Here is a 16,378-nt window from a genome sequence, read left to right on the forward strand (position 1 = left end):
CACCTTCATAGCCCTGATACATTCCATCAATCGGCCTGACGACGCAGGAAAGCCGGGATGTCCAGGTAGTCCAGGTCATCTTGCGGATTCATCTTCGCGGCAGTCGCAGCACCGGCCTGGGCCTGGTTGCGCATGACGGTCGGACGGTCCAGGTCACGGTAGTTCACCGCTGGAGCTTCCTGACGAACAGGGGCCTGTTGTTGTGGCTGTGCAGCCATCGAAGTGTGAACGGTGTTGTCGATGACCTTCACAGGCTTCTCGATTTTAGCGCCCAGACCTGTGGCAACGACAGTTACGTGCAGCTCGTCGCGCATGTCCGGATCGATAACGGTACCGACCTTGACCATAGCGTGCTCGGAAGCGAAGGCTTCGATGATGCTACCCACGTCGGAGTACTCACCCAGGGACAGGTCAGGACCGGCGGTGATGTTCACCAGGATGCCGCGAGCGCCTTGCAGGTTCACGTCTTCGAGCAGCGGGTTGCGAATGGCCGCTTCGGTGGCTTCGCGTGCACGGTTCGGACCGCTGGCGCAGCCAGTGCCCATCATCGCCATGCCCATTTCGCTCATCACGGTACGCACGTCGGCGAAGTCGACGTTGATCATGCCCGGACGCTTGATGATGTCGGAGATACCGCGAACGGCACCGGCCAGTACATCGTCAGCCTTGGCGAAAGCCGACAGCAGGCTTGCGTCTTTACCGAGGATGGTCAGCAGCTTCTCGTTGGGAATGGTGATCAGCGAGTCGACGCTTTCAGACAGCAGACGGATGCCTTCGTCGGCGATCTGCATGCGCTTGCGACCTTCGAACGGGAACGGACGAGTCACGACCGCAACGGTCAGGATGCCCATTTCCTTGGCCACTTCGGCGATGATCGGCGCAGCACCGGTACCGGTACCTCCGCCCATGCCAGTGGTGATGAACACCATGTTGGTGCCCTGCAGGACTTCGGCAATGCGCTCACGGTCTTCCAGAGCGGCTTGACGGCCGACTTCAGGGTTGGCGCCAGCGCCCAGGCCCTTGGTCACGCCCGTGCCCAGTTGCAGGATGGTCCGCGCGCCGATGTTTTTCAGCGCTTGAGCATCGGTGTTGGCGCAGATGAACTCGACGCCTTCGATGTTGCTCTTGACCATGTGGTTGACAGCGTTGCCGCCGCCACCGCCGACACCGATAACCTTGATTACCGGGCTTGCGGGGATGTTGTCTACGAGTTCGAACATTTTCCCTCTCCTTTACATTCTCTAGTTTTTTCGCCTACTGCGTGCTTCGGTGTAACGGTATTGCGGTAAATCTTCAGAAATTGCCCTGGACCCACTTCTTCAGGCGGTCCAGCAGAGGAGCCTGTGGCTCTTCGTTGCTGTAGCTGTCGCGGCTGCCGATGCCCGAGAACGAGATGCCATCGGACTGCTTCTGCAGGCCGTACATCAACAGGCCGACGCCGGTGGAATAGATCGGGTTGCGCACTACGTCATCCAGACCTTTCACGCCATGAGGCACGCCCAGGCGCACCGGCATGTGGAAGATTTCCTCGGCCAGTTCGGTAGCGCCTTCCATCTTCGACGTACCGCCGGTCAGCACGATGCCGGCCGGGATCAAGTCTTCGTAGCCACTGCGGCGCAGTTCGGCCTGGATCAGCGTGAACAGTTCGTCGTAGCGCGGCTCGACCACTTCGGCCAGGGCCTGGCGGGACAGCTCGCGCGGCGGACGGTCGCCGACGCTTGGCACCTTGATGGTTTCACCGGCACCGGCCAGCTTGGCCAGGGCGCAGGCGTAGCGGATCTTGATTTCTTCGGCGTACTGGGTCGGAGTGCGCAACGCCATGGCGATGTCGTTGGTCACCTGGTCACCGGCAATCGGGATCACCGCGGTGTGACGGATCGCGCCTTCGGTGAAGATCGCGATGTCGGTGGTACCGCCACCGATGTCCACCAGGCACACACCCAGCTCTTTCTCGTCATCAGTCAGTACCGAGTACGCGGAAGCCAGTTGCTCGAGAATGATGTCGTCGATTTCCAGACCGCAGCGGCGCACGCATTTTTCAATGTTCTGTGCGGCGTTGACGGCGCAGGTGACCACGTGGACCTTGGCTTCCAGACGCACGCCGGACATGCCCAGCGGTTCGCGGACGCCTTCCTGGTTATCGATCACGTAATCCTGCGGCAGGGTGTGCAGCACGCGCTGGTCAGCCGGGATCGCCACGGCCTGGGCAGCGTCGAGCACGCGCTCAAGGTCGGCAGAGCTGACTTCGCGATCACGAATCGCCACGATGCCGTGGGAGTTCAGGCTGCGGATGTGATTGCCGGCCACGCCGACGAACGCCGAGTGAATGCGGCAACCAGCCATCAGCTGCGCTTCTTCGATGGCGCGCTGGATCGATTGCACGGTGGATTCGATGTTCACCACCACGCCTTTTTTCAGGCCACGGGACGGATGGGTACCGATCCCGACGATTTCCAGCGTGCCGTCGTCCGCGACCTCGCCCACCAACGCCACCACCTTGGAGGTGCCGATATCGAGACCGACGATCATTTTGCCGCTTTGCACGTTTGCCATGGGTCCTGCCTCTTCTTAATTCTTCGCGACAGCGGGTTGGGCTGCCGTGGGCGCTACAGGTTCCCGCCAGCCAACAGCGAGGCCGTTGGCGTAGCGCAGATCGATGCGCGCAATGTTCGTAATCTGTTCTTTGAGCGTCTTGTCATAGATGGCGATGAAACGGCGCATCTTTTCCACCTGGTTGCCGCGTCCCAGCAGCAGTTCGATCCCGGGACCCGCGCTGCCGGGGCCGGTGGTCAGGAACCAGCTGCCGCGATCACGCAGCTCCAGGCGTGCAATCGAGAAGCCCAGTGGCCTGAGCATCTGGCTCAGCACCTGGTATTGCTGCATCACTTGCTGTTGAGCCCGCTGTGGGCCGAACAGCTGTGGCAGGTGTTCATAGTTCGCCAGCTCGCGCGGGGTGAAGGCCTGGCCCTGGTTGTTCAACAGCGACTCGTCGCCCCAACGGGCCACCGGCAGTTGTTCTTCCAGGCGGATCACCACTTGATCCGGCCACACCCGGCGCACTTCGGCGTGGGCAATCCATGGCATCGTTTCCAGCTCGGTGCGCATGCTCGCCAGGTCGATGGTGAAGAAGCTCGACGCCACGTAAGGGGCAATCCGCTGCTGCACTGCTTGCTGGCTGATGTAACTCAAGTCGCCTTGCACGTTGATCCTGGTGATCGGCCGGTCGGCATACGGCAACAACCGTGTCGCGCCTTCGTAAGTACCGAACCCCAACGCCACCAGCAGTACCGGCCAGAACAACGCTTTGAGAAAACCGAAGTTTGCTTTTGGCAGGCGCGCGGACATCGGCTCTTTGGCCACCATTCGGCTGGCACCCCGCGGCACCGGCTTGCGGCCGGTCGGTGCGGTAGGCTGATGTCTGAGCTGAGCGCCTTGCATGGCCTTAACCTCTCGTCGACTCTTGGTTACCGGCAGTGTTGCCGGCAACGCTCTCGGCCAAAATGGCCAGGACCAGTTGCTGGAAATCCAGACCGGCGGCACGGGCCGCCATCGGCACCAGGCTGTGATCGGTCATGCCCGGTGCAGTGTTGACTTCCAGGAACCAGAACTGCCCGTCGGCGTCCTGCATCACGTCTGCCCTGCCCCAACCGGCGATACCCAGCGCTTCACAGGCTTTCGCCGTGAGGTCCATGAGTTCCTTTTCCTTGGCGCTGTCAAGACCGCACGGAATGCGGTACTGGGTATCGTTGGCGATGTACTTGGCGTCGTAGTCGTAGAAGCTGTGCGTCGTGCCCAGGGCAATCGGTGGCAACACCTGGTCACGCAGGGTGGCGATGGTGAACTCCGGACCGTGAATCCATTGCTCGACCAACACTTGCGAATCGTAGGTACTGGCCGCTTTCCATGCGTCGATCAATTCGGACGCGGAACTCACTTTGGCCATCCCGATACTTGAACCTTCATGGGCCGGTTTGACGATCAAAGGGAAGCCCAGTTCCGTCGCCGCCGAAATACAATCGGCCTCGCTGCTCAGTACCGCGTGACGTGGGGTCGGAATGCCCAGGCTGTGCCAGACCTGCTTGGTGCGCAGTTTGTCCATGGCCAGGGCCGACGCCAGGATGCCGCTGCCGGTGTACGGAATACCCAGGCATTCGAGCAGGCCCTGCATGCTGCCGTCTTCACCGCCACGGCCGTGGAGGATGATGAAGGCGCGGTCGATCTTTTCGCTCTGCAGACGCTGCAGCAGGTCATCGCCGACGTCGAGGCCGAACGCGTCCACACCGGCGCTTTGCAGTGCGTCGAGAACAGCGTTACCCGACTTCAGGGACACTTCGCGCTCGGCACTCTTGCCGCCGAACAGCACGGCGACGCGGCCGAAGTCTTTCGGCGCGATCGTGGAGACCAGGTTGGCGTAGGCAGCACTCATTTCAACTTCCCCTTCTCCGGCGCGGCAACGGCACCGGCGAACAACTCACTTTTCAACAGTTTTGGTGCGAGACCGCCGATATCGCCGGCGCCCTGGCACAGCAGGATGTCGCCGGCGCGCAGCAGCGGCTTGACCACTGGCGCGAGGTCGACACCACGCTCGATGTAGATCGGGTCAAGCTGACCACGCTGACGGATGCTGTTGCACAACTTGCGGCTGTCGGCCCCCGGAATCGGCTCTTCGCCGGCCGGATAGACTTCCATCAGCAGCAGGACGTTGGCATCGGCCAGCACATTGACGAAATCGTCGTACAGGTCACGGGTGCGGCTGTAACGGTGCGGCTGGTAGACCATCACCAGGCGGCGCTCCGGCCAGCCACCGCGTACGGCCTTGATCACGGCCGCGACTTCCGTCGGGTGGTGACCATAGTCATCGACCAGCATCACATTGCCGCCGTCCACCGGCAGTTCGCCGTAGACCTGGAAGCGTCGGCCGACACCCTGGAACCCGGACAGGCCCTGGACGATGGCTTCATCGCTGACGCCTTCGTCGGTGGCGATGCAGATGGTCGCCAGTGCGTTCAATACGTTGTGATTGCCCGGCATGTTGACCGAAACATCCAGCGGCTCGCGGTCAGGGCGCAGCACGGTGAAGAAGGTCTGCATGCCTTGCTGGCGCACGTTGATGGCACGCACGTCGCAGTCTTCGCCGAAACCATAGGTGACCGTCGGGCGTTTGACCTGCGGGAGGATTTCACGCACCACCGGATCGTCCAGGCACACCACCGCCAGACCGTAGAACGGCAGGTTGTGGAGGAACTCGACGAAGGTTTTCTTCAGTTTGTTGAAGTCACCGTCGTAGGTCGCCATGTGATCGGCGTCGATGTTGGTGACCACGGCCACCAGCGGCTGCAAGTGCAGGAAGCTGGCGTCGCTTTCGTCGGCTTCGGCGATCAGGTAGCGGCTGGTGCCGAGCTGGGCATTGGTGCCCGCAGCGTTCAGGCGTCCACCGATGACGAATGTCGGGTCCAGGCCACCGGCCGCGAATACCGAAGCGATCAGGCTGGTGGTGGTGGTTTTGCCGTGGGTACCGGCAACGGCGATGCCGTGGCGATAACGCATCAGCTCAGCCAGCATCTCAGCACGCGGCACCACCGGGATACGGCGTTCCAGCGCGGTAGCGACTTCCGGGTTGGACGTGTTCACGGCGCTCGACACCACCAGCACGTCAGCGGCTGCGGCGTTCTCGGCGCGATGGCCGATGAAGATCTGCGCCCCGAAGGACTCCAGACGCTCGGTCACCGGCGAAGCCTTCAGGTCAGAGCCGGACACTTCATAGCCCAGGTTCAACAACACTTCAGCAATCCCGCACATGCCCACACCGCCGATACCGACGAAGTGGATGCGGCGGATGCGGCGCATTTCCGGTTGCGGCATGGCTTTCTGACTCTCAACCATGGGCCACCTCCAGGCAGCTATCGACCACGTTACGGGTGGCATCGGGTTTGGCCAGGCGGCGTGCCGCGGTAGCCATTTCGTTGAGTCGTTGTGGTTGCATCAGGACCTCTGTCAGGCGAGCGGCAAGATCCGCTGCGCCAGTCGTTCTTTGTGGCATCAGGAAGGCTGCGCCTTCGCGGGCCAAATATTCGGCGTTGCGGGTCTGGTGATCGTCGATGGCATGGGGCAAAGGCACCAGCATCGAGGGCAGACCGGCGGCGGCCAGTTCACTGATGGTCAGCGCGCCTGCGCGACATACCACCAGGTCGGCCCAGCCGTAGGCTTGGGCCATGTCTTTGATGAAGGGCTGCACCTGCGCCTCGACGCCAGCCGCGCGATAGCGCTCTGCAGTCACTTCATCGTGGTTTTTGCCGGCCTGATGGAACACTTCCGGACGCAAGTCGGCAGCGACTTGCGACAGGGATTCAGGCAGCAACTTGTTCAACGGTTCTGCGCCCAGGCTTCCACCCAGGATCAGCAAACGCGCCTTGCGACCGGCCAGGGCAGGTCGCGATGTCTCGAGGAACAGCTCGGTGCGCACCGGATTACCGGTGGTCCGGCGGCTGTCCGACAGGGTAAAGGTGTCGGGGAACGCTTCACAGACTCGGGCGGCAAACGGCACCAGCAACCGATTGGCGGTACCGGCCACGGCGTTCTGTTCGTGAACGATCACCGGCACACCGGCCAGTTTGGCCGCGACACCGCCAGGACCGGTCACAAAGCCACCAAAGCCCACGACGCAGACCGGTTGCAGACGGCGAATGATCGCCCGCGCCTGCCAGACCGACTTGAGCAACATGAACGGCGCCTTGAGCAGGGACAATTTGCCCTTGCCCCGCAGACCGCTGGCGTTGATCCGGTGCAGTTCGATACCGGCCGCCGGCACCAGATCGTTCTCGATCCCACGCGGGGTGCCGAGCCAGTGCACGGTATAGCCGCGCGCCTGGAATTCGCGAGCACAGGCCAGCGCCGGGAATACGTGGCCACCGGTGCCGCCAGCCATGATCATGACGTTAGCGCCCATGGTTCGGCTCCTCGGCGAAGTCGCTCTCATGGAACTCCATCTCTTCACTGCCCAGGTGGGTTCGACTTTCCCACTCGATGCGCAGCAACAAGCCGAGACAGGCACAGCAGATCACCAACGAACTACCGCCATAACTGAGGAACGGCAGGGTCAGACCCTTGGTCGGCAGCAGACCGACGTTTACACCGATGTTGATCAGGAATTGACCGATCCACAGGAACGACAGGCCGTAGGCAACATAAGCGGCGAAAAACTGCTTGGCCTTTTCAGCCCACAGTCCGATGTACATGCCACGAATACACACGAAGACGAACAGTGCCACGGTGCACAACGAACCCACTGCACCCAGCTCTTCGGCCAGGACCGAGAAAACGAAGTCAGTGTGGGCTTCCGGCAGGTAGAACTGTTTCTGCACGCTGTTGCCCAGGCCGACGCCCAACCATTCGCCGCGACCGAAGGCGATCAATGCCTGGGACAACTGATAGCCGGCGCCGAACTGGTCGGCCCACGGGTCGGCAAAGTTGGTCAGACGCGCCATTCGATACGGCTGCATCTGAATCAACAGCACCACCGCGCCGACAGCCAGGACCACCATCAGGGAAAAACGGAACAGCCCGACGCCGCCAAGGAACAGCATCGCCGCTGCGGCCCCCATCATCACGACGGTGGCACCGAAGTCCGGCTCCATCAGCAGCAGACCCGCCATCGGCAGCAGCACGATGAACGGCTTGAAGAAGCCCATCCAGCTTTCACGCACTTCTTTCTGGCGACGCACCAGATAACCGGCGAGGTAGATCACCACGAACACCTTGGCGATCTCGGAAGGCTGGACGTTGAAGAAACTGAAGCCGATCCAGCGCATCGAACCGTTAACCTCACGGCCGATCCCCGGAACGATCACCATCACCAGCAAGCCGAACGCACCCAGCAGCATCAGCCAGCCCAGGCGTTGCCAGGTAGCGATCGGGATCATCATGGTGACGATGCAGGCACCCAGGCCCAGCACCACGTAAATAAGGTGGCGAATCATGTAGTACAGGGCGCTGCCCGACTGCACGGCCGCCACTTCGGTCGATGCCGAGGCGATCATGATCAGCCCCAGGCCGAGAAGCGTCAGGCAACCGGCGAGCATCGGGAAGTCGAGGTCGATACCGCGCCCGGTGATGAGCGGCGATGGATACGGCTTGATGATGCCTTTGAGGCTCATGCCAGATCCTCCACGACTTTGACGAACTGGTGACCACGGTCTTCATAGTTCTTGAACATGTCGAAACTGGCGCAGGCTGGCGACAGCAGCACCACGTCGCCCGGCTGGGCGGCGGCGCGGCATTGCTCGACAGCTTCGATCAGGGAGCCGACGCGGATCAGCGGTACGGCATCGCCGATGGCCTGGCCGATCTTGTCGGAGTCACGGCCCATCAGGACCACAGCGCGGCAGTTGGCCGCCACCGGATCGCGCAGGTCCTTGAACTCGGCACCCTTGCCGTCGCCACCGGCGATCAGCACGACCTTGCCGTCGATGTCCGCGCCCAAACCTTCGATGGCCGCCAGTGCGGCGCCGACGTTGGTGGCCTTGGAATCGTTGTAGTAGCCCACGCCGTCGAGGTCACGGACCCACTGGCAGCGATGCTCGAGACCGGCGAAGGTGCGCAGGCTCGACAGCATGGCATCGAACGGCAGGCCGACTGCATGGCCCAGGGCCAGGGCCGCCAGCGCGTTGGACTGGTTGTGGGCGCCGCGGATCTTCAATTCGCGCACCGGCATCAGGTTCTGGAATTCGAAGGCCAGGTATTTCTCGCCGTCTTCTTCACGGATGCCAAAGGCCTTGAAATCGGGTTTGCTCAGGCCGAAGGTCCAGCATGGCTGCCCTTCGCCTATCAACGGACGACTCAGGGCATCCTGGCGATTGACCACGAACTGTTTGGCGCCACGGAAGATCCGGTGCTTGGCCAGGTGATAGGCCGGCAGACCGCTGTAACGGTCCATGTGGTCTTCACTGACGTTGAGCACGGTCGCCACTTCGGCGTTGAGCTGATCGGTGGTTTCCAGCTGGAAACTCGACAGTTCCATCACGTACAACTCGATGTCGTCGCTGAGCAAGTCCAGCGCCGGAGTACCGAGGTTGCCACCGACGGCAACACGCTTGCCCGCCGCAGCCGCCATCTCGCCGACCAGCGTGGTCACGGTACTTTTCGCGTTGGAACCGCTGATGGCCACGATCGGCGCCTTCGCGTTACGCGCGAACAGCTCGATGTCGCCGGACAACTTCACGCCACGGGCGGCGGCGGCCTGCAGGGCCGGGGTCGCCAGCGCCAGGCCGGGGCTCACGTAGAGCTCGTCGGCACGGCACAGGAATTCGACGTCCAGCTCGCCACAACGCACTTCCACATGCGGATAGTCACGCTTGAGCGTGGCCAGTTCCGGTGGGTTTTCCCGCGTATCGGCCACTGCAAACGCCACGCCCCGGTTCGCCAGGAAGCGAACCAGGGACATGCCGCTCTTGCCGAGGCCGACAACGATGCGGAAGTGGTCAGAAGCGATCAGAGACACGTATTTCTACCTCAGCTTCAGGGTGGCAAGGCCGATCAGCACGAGAATCACGGTGATGATCCAGAAACGGACGATCACGCGCGGCTCGGGCCAGCCCTTGAGTTCAAAGTGGTGGTGAATGGGCGCCATGCGGAATACACGGCGACCGGTCAGTTTAAAAGAGGCAACCTGAATGACGACTGACAGGGTTTCCATCACGAACACGCCGCCCATGATGAACAGGACGATTTCCTGACGGACGATCACTGCGATGGTGCCCAGGGCCGCGCCCAACGCCAGTGCGCCGACGTCACCCATGAAGACTTGTGCCGGATAGGTGTTGAACCAGAGGAAGCCCAGGCCTGCTCCGATCAGTGCGCCACAGAACACGATCAATTCACCGGCGCCCGGTACGTAAGGAATCAGCAGGTATTCGGCGAATTTCACGTTACCCGACAGGTAGCAGAAAATGCCCAGGCCACCACCGACCATCACGGTCGGCATGATCGCCAGGCCGTCGAGGCCGTCGGTCAGGTTGACCGCGTTGCTCGAACCGACGATCACGAAATAGGTCAGGACGATAAAGCCTGCGCCCAGCGGAATGCTGTAGTCCTTGAGCATCGGCAGGATCAGGGTGGTTTCCACCGGCGTGGCGGCAGTCATATAAAGGAAGATCGCCGCGCCCAAGCCGAATACCGACTGCCAGAAATACTTCCAGCGGCTCGGCAAGCCACGGGAGTTTTTCTCGATGACCTTGCGGTAGTCGTCGACCCAGCCGATGGCGCCGAACAGCAGGGTCACCAGCAACACGACCCAGACGTAACGGTTGCTCAGATCAGCCCACAGCAGGGTGCTGACACCGATGGACGACAGAATCAGCGCGCCGCCCATGGTCGGCGTACCCGACTTGGACAGGTGCGACTGCGGGCCGTCGTTGCGAACGGATTGACCGATCTGACGGTTCTGCAACGTGCGGATCATCCATGGGCCATAGCACAGCGACAAGACCAACGCGGTCAGTACACCGAGAATCCCGCGCAGGGTCAGGTACTGGAAGACCGCGAAGCCTTTGTAGAACTGTTGCAGATACTCCGCTAGCAGCAGCAGCATTAATGTTTCTCCAGACTGGACCCGCACAAGGCGGCGACGACGTTTTCCATCGCAGCGCTGCGCGACCCCTTGATCAAAATGGTGGTATTTGTGTCTTGCTCGGCGCCCAGGGCCTTGATCAGCTCAGCCTGCGTGCTGAAGTGAAAAGCCTGTGGACCGAAAGCGTTCACGGCGTGAGCCATCATCGGCCCGACGGCGTACAGCGCAGAAACCTTGCCACGGGCGTACTCGCCCACGTCGCGATGCCCCTGCTCCGCCCATTCGCCCAACTCGCCGATATCCCCGAGCACCAGGACGGTGCGACCGGAAAAGCCGGCCAGTATATCAACGGCAGCGCACATGGAGGTGGGGTTGGCGTTGTAAGTGTCATCGATCACGCGCATGCCATTGCTGGCCAGTTGCGCGACGGTGCGGCCCTTGACCGGCTGCACCGCGCCAAGGCCGGTGGCGATACCGAACAGCGACACACCCAGGGCATGGGCGGCAGCGGCGGCGGCCATGGCATTGGCGACGTTATGGGTGCCGAGCAGGTTCAGTTGAACGCGCTCCGAGCCTTCAGGGCTGTGCAGGTTGAACGCCGGGCAGCCGCGGGCATCGGTGGCCAGGTCACTGGCGTAGAAATCGGCGCTGGTGTTGCTCAACGCAAACGTCAGCACTTTTCGATCACCGGCGCGGGCCTTCCAGATACCGAATGCCTTGTCGTCGAGATTGAGAACGGCGACGCCATCGGCATCAAGCCCTTCGATGATCTCGCCCTTGGCTTCGACGATTTTTTCCGGACCGCCGAACTCGCCAACATGGGCGGTCCCGGCATTGTTGAGAATGGCCACGTGCGGCCTGGTCAGGCCGACGGTGTAGGCAATTTCACCCAGGCGCGAAGCACCCAGTTCGATCACGGCAGCGGTGTGTTCCGGCGCCAGTTCGAGCAAGGTCAGCGGCACGCCGAGGTCGTTGTTCAGGTTGCCACGGGTGGCCAGCACTGCACCGCGCGTACGCAGGATGCTCGCAAGCATCTCCTTGACCGTGGTCTTGCCGCTGGAACCGGTGACGGCCGCGACCGGATAGGTGTAGGCGGCGCGATTGAGCGCGCCCAACTGGCCCAGGGCCTGGCGGGTGTCGCTGACCAGCAACTGCGGCAGCGTGCTGTCGGCGACTTCACGCTCGACCAGCGCAGCCACGGCGCCCTTGGCGGCGACTTCATTCAGATAGTCATGACCGTCAAAACGCGGACCGGTCAGGGCAATGAACAGCTGACCCGGCTTGATCGCACGGCTGTCGATGCTGACGCCGTCGAAGCTGGCATCGGCCGACACCAGGCGAGCATTCAGTGCACCGGTCAGTTCACTCAGTTTCAAGGCCTTAAGCATGGGCCACCTCCCACGCGGTCAAGGCGTGATCGGCCTCGACCAGATCGGAAAAGGCATGACGCTCACCGTTGATTTCCTGATAGTCCTCGTGACCTTTACCGGCCAGGACAATCACGTCATCCACCGAAGCACTGGCGATCAGTCGGGCAATCGCCTGGCCACGACCGGCAACGAACTCCACTTTATCCACAGCCGTGAAACCGGCACGGATGTCATCGAAAATCACCGATGGATCTTCAGTACGCGGGTTGTCGTCGGTCACCAGCACGCCATCGGCCAGGCGCTCGACCACTTCGGCCATCAACGGACGCTTGCCGCGATCGCGGTCGCCGCCACAGCCGAACAGGCACAGCAACCGGCCCTTGGCGTGTGGACGCAGGGCCAGCAGTACTTTTTCCAGGGCATCCGGGGTGTGGGCGTAATCGACCACCACCAGCGGCTGCGAACCACCGCCCAGACGCTGCATGCGCCCGGCTGGGCCTTCAAGCTTCGGCAGAACCTTGAGGATTTCGTCCAGGGCGTAATCCAGACCGAGCAACGCGCCGACCGCCGCCAGGACATTGCTCAGGTTGAAGCGACCGAGCAAGGTGCTGCGCAGGTGGTGCTCGCCCTGTGGCGTGACCAGCGTGGCGCGCACGCCTTCATCGTCGAATTGCGCCTGACGGCAATACAGGTAGGCACTGGAATCTTCCAGGCTGTAGGTGATCAACCGCGACTCGCGCTTGTCGGCGGCCAGTTGCCGGCCGAACTCGTCGTCGAGGTTGACCACCCGGCATTTCAAGTCGTTCCAGGCAAACAGCCGGGCCTTGGCCTCGCCATAAGCCTGCATGGTGCCGTGGTAATCCAGGTGATCGCGAGACAGGTTGGTCATCACTGCCACATCAAACGCCAGTGCGGTCACGCGGCCCTGGTCCAGGCCATGGGAAGAAACTTCCATGGCGACGGCTTTGGCGCCGGCCTTTTTCAGGTCCGCCAGGGTCGCTTGCACGGCAATCGGATTCGGCGTGGTGTGCAGGCCGCTTTCCAGCGCGCCGTAGAAACCGGAACCGAGCGTGCCGACCAAGCCGCAGTGCTGGCCGAGCAGGTCCAGTGCCTGGGCAACCAATTGAGTCACGCTGGTCTTGCCGTTGGTGCCGGTCACGCCCACCAAGTTCAGGTGATGGCTTGGCTCGCCATAAAAACGCCCGGCGATGTCCGACAGCTGGGCCGCCAGACCTTTGACCGGAATCAACGGCACTTCAGTGATCGGCAGGACTGTGGCGCCTTCTACTTCATAGGCCACCGCGGCAGCACCGCGCTGCAAGGCGTCGGCAATATGCGCGCGGCCATCGAATTTCCCGCCAGGCACGGCGAGGAACAGATCACCCGCGCGCACATTACGGCTGTCCAGGGCGAGCTCGCGAATCAGCAGATCGTGGCCGGCGTGAGGGAAAATCTTGTTCAGGCTCAGAGACATCAGCCGCGCCCTCCATTGGCTTTCAGCGGAACGACCGGTGTTGCGTTCGCTTGTTGTGTAGGTGGCAGGTTGTCCGGGGTAATGTTCATCAGACGCAGGGTGCCCGACATCACGCGGCTGAACACCGGCGCGGAAACCAGGCCACCGAAGTAACCGGCCTTGGTCGGCTCGTCGATTACGACCACTATGGCGTAACGCGGATCGCTCATCGGGCCGAAGCCGGCGAACAGCGAACGGTAGGAGTTCTCGGCGTAACCCTTGGTACCGACCGAGGTTTTACGCGCAGTACCCGACTTGCCGCCCACGTGATACGCCGGCACCTGCGCACGGAATACACCGCGCGGGGCCTCGATCACTTGCTGCAGCATGCCTTGCATGGTTTTCGCGACCGCCTCCGGCAGCACCTGGGTGGTTTGTGGCGCCTTGTCGGTCTTGATCAGGGTCAGCGGTGCGAGGCGACCGTTGTTGGCCAGGGCCGAGAAGGCATGGACCAACTGGATCGCGGTCACGGAAACACCGTAGCCATAGGACAGCGTCGCCGTCTCGGCCTTGCGCCACTCGCGGTAGTTCGGCAGGTTGCCGACGCGCTCGCCCGGGAAGGCCAGGCCGGTGTCCTGGCCGAGACCGACTTTCTGCGCCAGACGGAAAATCGTTTCGCCGCCGATATCGAACGCGACCTTGCTCATGCCGACGTTACTGGAATTGATCAGGATGCCGGTCAGGTCGAGCACCGGACCTTCGGTCTTCGACACGTCCTTGATGGTGTACTTGCCAATCTGCAGGGAGCCCGGATACACCTCGACGGTGTCGCTCGGTTTCCAGCGGCCGGTTTCGATGGCGGCGCTCATCGAGATCGCTTTCATGGTCGAGCCTGGCTCGAACACGTCGATCATCGCGCGGTTACGCATCATCGCCGGCTGCAGGTTGCGACGGTTGTTCGGGTTGTAGGTCGGCTGGTTGACCATCGCGAGAATCTCGCCGGTCTTCACGTCCATGATCACCAGGCTGCCGGCCTTGGCGCCGTTCTCGATGATCGCGTTACGCAACTCGCGGTTAGCCAGGTATTGCAGGCGCAGGTCAATGGACAACGCCAAGGGCTTTCCGGCCTTGGCGTTTTTGGTGACCTGGACATCCTTGATCAACCGGCCGCGCCGGTCCTTGATGACTTGTCGTTTACCCGGCACCCCGGCCAGCCATTCGTCATAGGCCAGCTCGATACCTTCCTTTCCATGGTCATCGATGTCGGTAAAGCCGACCATATGCGCGGTCACTTCACCGGCCGGATAGAACCGGCGGAACTCTTCGATGCCATAGACGCCTGGCACTTTCAGATCGAGCACCGCCTGGCCCTGCTCAGGCGTCAGCCCGCGCACCAGGTAAATGAACTCTTTATTGGCTTGCGCCTCAAGGCGCTCGGCCAAGGCTTTAGGATCTTGCCCCAGCGCAGCGGCCAATGCTGGCCACTTCTCTTTGGCCGTTTGCATTTCCTTGGCATTGGCCCAAAGGGTGGTGACCGGAGTACTCACGGCCAAAGGCTCGCCGTTACGGTCGGTGATCAGACCACGGTGAGCCGGAATTGGAATATGACGAACGCTGCGGGCATCGCCCTGGCCTTTAAGGAAGGCACGGTCGACCACTTGCAAATCGATGATGCGCCAGGCAATCGCGGCCACCATGATACCGAGTAAACCCAGCACCACGCGGAACCGCCAAGGAAAGAGTGCACCTTCGAGTTTCATCATGGCGCCACCATCTTCACGTCAGCAGCACCGGGGATGTGCATTTTCAGCTGTTCAGTAGCCAGCACTTCGATACGGCTGTGGGCGGTCCAGGTGCTCTGCTCCAGAATCAACCGGCCCCACTCCGCCTGCGCCTTGTCGCGCACGCTCAGTTCGTTGTACAGCGAATTCAATAGCTGACGGTTCCAGTGGGCGCTGTAGGACACGCCGATGGCCGACACGAGTACGCCGACAAACAGCAGCAGCATGAAGAAGCTTCCGCCGGGCAATGGCTTGGCGAAAAGCTTGCTCACCGCAGCTTCTCCGCCACACGCATGACAGCGCTACGCGAACGTGGGTTGGCTTTGAGTTCGGCGTCGGAGGCCGTCTGCGCTTTGCCATGGATTTTGATTTTCGGTTCGAAGGCGACATGCCGAACCGGCAGGTTGCGCGGCAGGTTGTCGGCTTCGCCTTTGACCAGCTTGCGCATGAACAGTTTGACGATACGGTCTTCCAGCGAATGGAAGCTGATCACCACCAGGCGACCGCCCACTTCCAGGCATTCCAGAGCGGCTTCGAGGCCGGTTTCCAGATCACCCAGTTCGTTGTTGACGTGAATACGCAATCCCTGGAAGGCGCGGGTTGCAGGGTTCTTGCCCTTTTCCCACGCCGGGTTGGCGACCTTCAGGACTTCGGCCAGGTCACCGGTGCGCTCGAATGGCTTGATGTCGCGGCGCTCGGCCACGGCACGGGCCATGCGGCCGGAGAAACGCTCTTCGCCGTATTCCTTGAACACCCGGGCGATTTCTTCTACAGGCGCGGTGTTGACGAATTCGGCGGCGCTGATGCCACGGGACGGATCCATGCGCATGTCCAGCGGGCCGTCGTTGAGGAAGCTGAAGCCGCGCTCCGGGTCGTCGAGCTGTGGCGAAGACACGCCCAGATCCAGCAGAACGCCGCTGACCTTGCCGGCCAGGCCGCGTTCGGCGACTTCCGAACCGAGCTCGGCAAAGCTGCGCTGCACAACGACAAAGCGGCCGTCTTCGGCCGCTAGCGTCTGCCCGGTGGCAATCGCTTGTGGATCTTTATCGAATCCGAGCAACCGACCATCGGGACCGAGCTGGCTGAGGATCAACCGGCTGTGTCCGCCGCGCCCGAACGTGCCGTCCAGATAGCAGCCATCAGGACGTACGGCGAGAGCCTCGACGGCTTCGTCAAGCAGTACGGTGATGTGGTTAAAGCCGCTATCAAT

General features: G+C 62.0%; 14 protein-coding genes. All 14 read right to left on the reverse strand.

The annotated features are described in order from the left end of the window. Positions 1 to 26: 26 nt before the first annotated feature. Positions 27 to 1,220 (reverse strand): cell division protein FtsZ, encoded by a 1,194-nt coding sequence (gene ftsZ / locus AABM52_RS25515; protein ID WP_347908906.1) that lies wholly within the window; start codon positions 1,218 to 1,220, stop codon positions 27 to 29. Positions 1,221 to 1,293: 73 nt separating this feature from the next. Continuing rightward, positions 1,294 to 2,553, reverse strand: coding sequence for a cell division protein FtsA (ftsA, locus tag AABM52_RS25520; RefSeq protein WP_007989901.1), 1,260 nt, complete (start codon positions 2,551 to 2,553; stop codon positions 1,294 to 1,296). 15 nt (positions 2,554 to 2,568) lie between these two features. Continuing rightward, entirely contained in the window at positions 2,569 to 3,438 is an 870-nt protein-coding gene (locus AABM52_RS25525; RefSeq protein WP_347908908.1) for a cell division protein FtsQ/DivIB, read from the reverse strand. 4 nt (positions 3,439 to 3,442) lie between these two features. Further along, on the reverse strand, positions 3,443 to 4,426 hold the full coding sequence (locus tag AABM52_RS25530; RefSeq protein WP_347908909.1) for a D-alanine--D-alanine ligase: 984 nt from the start codon (positions 4,424 to 4,426) through the stop codon (positions 3,443 to 3,445). Next, positions 4,423 to 5,883 carry a UDP-N-acetylmuramate--L-alanine ligase gene (gene murC / locus AABM52_RS25535; RefSeq protein ID WP_108214920.1) on the reverse strand — a complete coding sequence of 487 codons (1,461 nt, stop codon included), beginning with the start codon at positions 5,881 to 5,883 and terminating at the stop codon, positions 4,423 to 4,425. The genes AABM52_RS25530 and murC overlap by 4 nt, the downstream gene beginning before the upstream one ends. Beyond that, the gene (gene murG / locus AABM52_RS25540) at positions 5,876 to 6,946 is read right to left on the reverse strand and encodes an undecaprenyldiphospho-muramoylpentapeptide beta-N-acetylglucosaminyltransferase (RefSeq protein ID WP_347908911.1); all 1,071 of its coding nucleotides are present in this window, start codon (positions 6,944 to 6,946) and stop codon (positions 5,876 to 5,878) included. The genes murC and murG overlap by 8 nt, the downstream gene beginning before the upstream one ends. Next, complete coding sequence (ftsW, locus tag AABM52_RS25545) at positions 6,936 to 8,153, reverse strand: putative lipid II flippase FtsW (RefSeq protein ID WP_046041925.1); 1,218 nt, start codon at positions 8,151 to 8,153, stop codon at positions 6,936 to 6,938. The genes murG and ftsW overlap by 11 nt, the downstream gene beginning before the upstream one ends. After that, positions 8,150 to 9,496, reverse strand: coding sequence for a UDP-N-acetylmuramoyl-L-alanine--D-glutamate ligase (murD, locus tag AABM52_RS25550; RefSeq protein ID WP_347908913.1), 1,347 nt, complete (start codon positions 9,494 to 9,496; stop codon positions 8,150 to 8,152). Before murD ends, ftsW begins: the two co-directional genes overlap by 4 nt. Positions 9,497 to 9,502: 6 nt before the next feature. Further along, entirely contained in the window at positions 9,503 to 10,585 is a 1,083-nt protein-coding gene (mraY, locus tag AABM52_RS25555) for a phospho-N-acetylmuramoyl-pentapeptide-transferase (protein ID WP_015096766.1), read from the reverse strand. Beyond that, positions 10,585 to 11,952 (reverse strand): UDP-N-acetylmuramoyl-tripeptide--D-alanyl-D-alanine ligase, encoded by a 1,368-nt coding sequence (gene murF / locus AABM52_RS25560; RefSeq protein ID WP_347908915.1) that lies wholly within the window; start codon positions 11,950 to 11,952, stop codon positions 10,585 to 10,587. The genes mraY and murF overlap by 1 nt, the downstream gene beginning before the upstream one ends. Then, complete coding sequence (locus tag AABM52_RS25565) at positions 11,945 to 13,408, reverse strand: UDP-N-acetylmuramoyl-L-alanyl-D-glutamate--2,6-diaminopimelate ligase (RefSeq protein WP_204932066.1); 1,464 nt, start codon at positions 13,406 to 13,408, stop codon at positions 11,945 to 11,947. The genes murF and AABM52_RS25565 overlap by 8 nt, the downstream gene beginning before the upstream one ends. Next, on the reverse strand, positions 13,408 to 15,147 hold the full coding sequence (locus AABM52_RS25570; protein ID WP_347912688.1) for a penicillin-binding protein 2: 1,740 nt from the start codon (positions 15,145 to 15,147) through the stop codon (positions 13,408 to 13,410). The genes AABM52_RS25565 and AABM52_RS25570 overlap by 1 nt, the downstream gene beginning before the upstream one ends. Next, positions 15,147 to 15,440, reverse strand: a complete 294-nt coding sequence (gene ftsL, locus AABM52_RS25575; RefSeq protein ID WP_007998257.1) for a cell division protein FtsL — start codon at positions 15,438 to 15,440, stop codon at positions 15,147 to 15,149. The genes AABM52_RS25570 and ftsL overlap by 1 nt, the downstream gene beginning before the upstream one ends. After that, entirely contained in the window at positions 15,437 to 16,378 is a 942-nt protein-coding gene (gene rsmH, locus AABM52_RS25580; RefSeq protein ID WP_086790170.1) for a 16S rRNA (cytosine(1402)-N(4))-methyltransferase RsmH, read from the reverse strand. Before rsmH ends, ftsL begins: the two co-directional genes overlap by 4 nt.

Source organism: Pseudomonas grandcourensis, from assembly GCF_039909015.1.
GTDB lineage: Bacteria > Pseudomonadota > Gammaproteobacteria > Pseudomonadales > Pseudomonadaceae > Aquipseudomonas > Aquipseudomonas grandcourensis.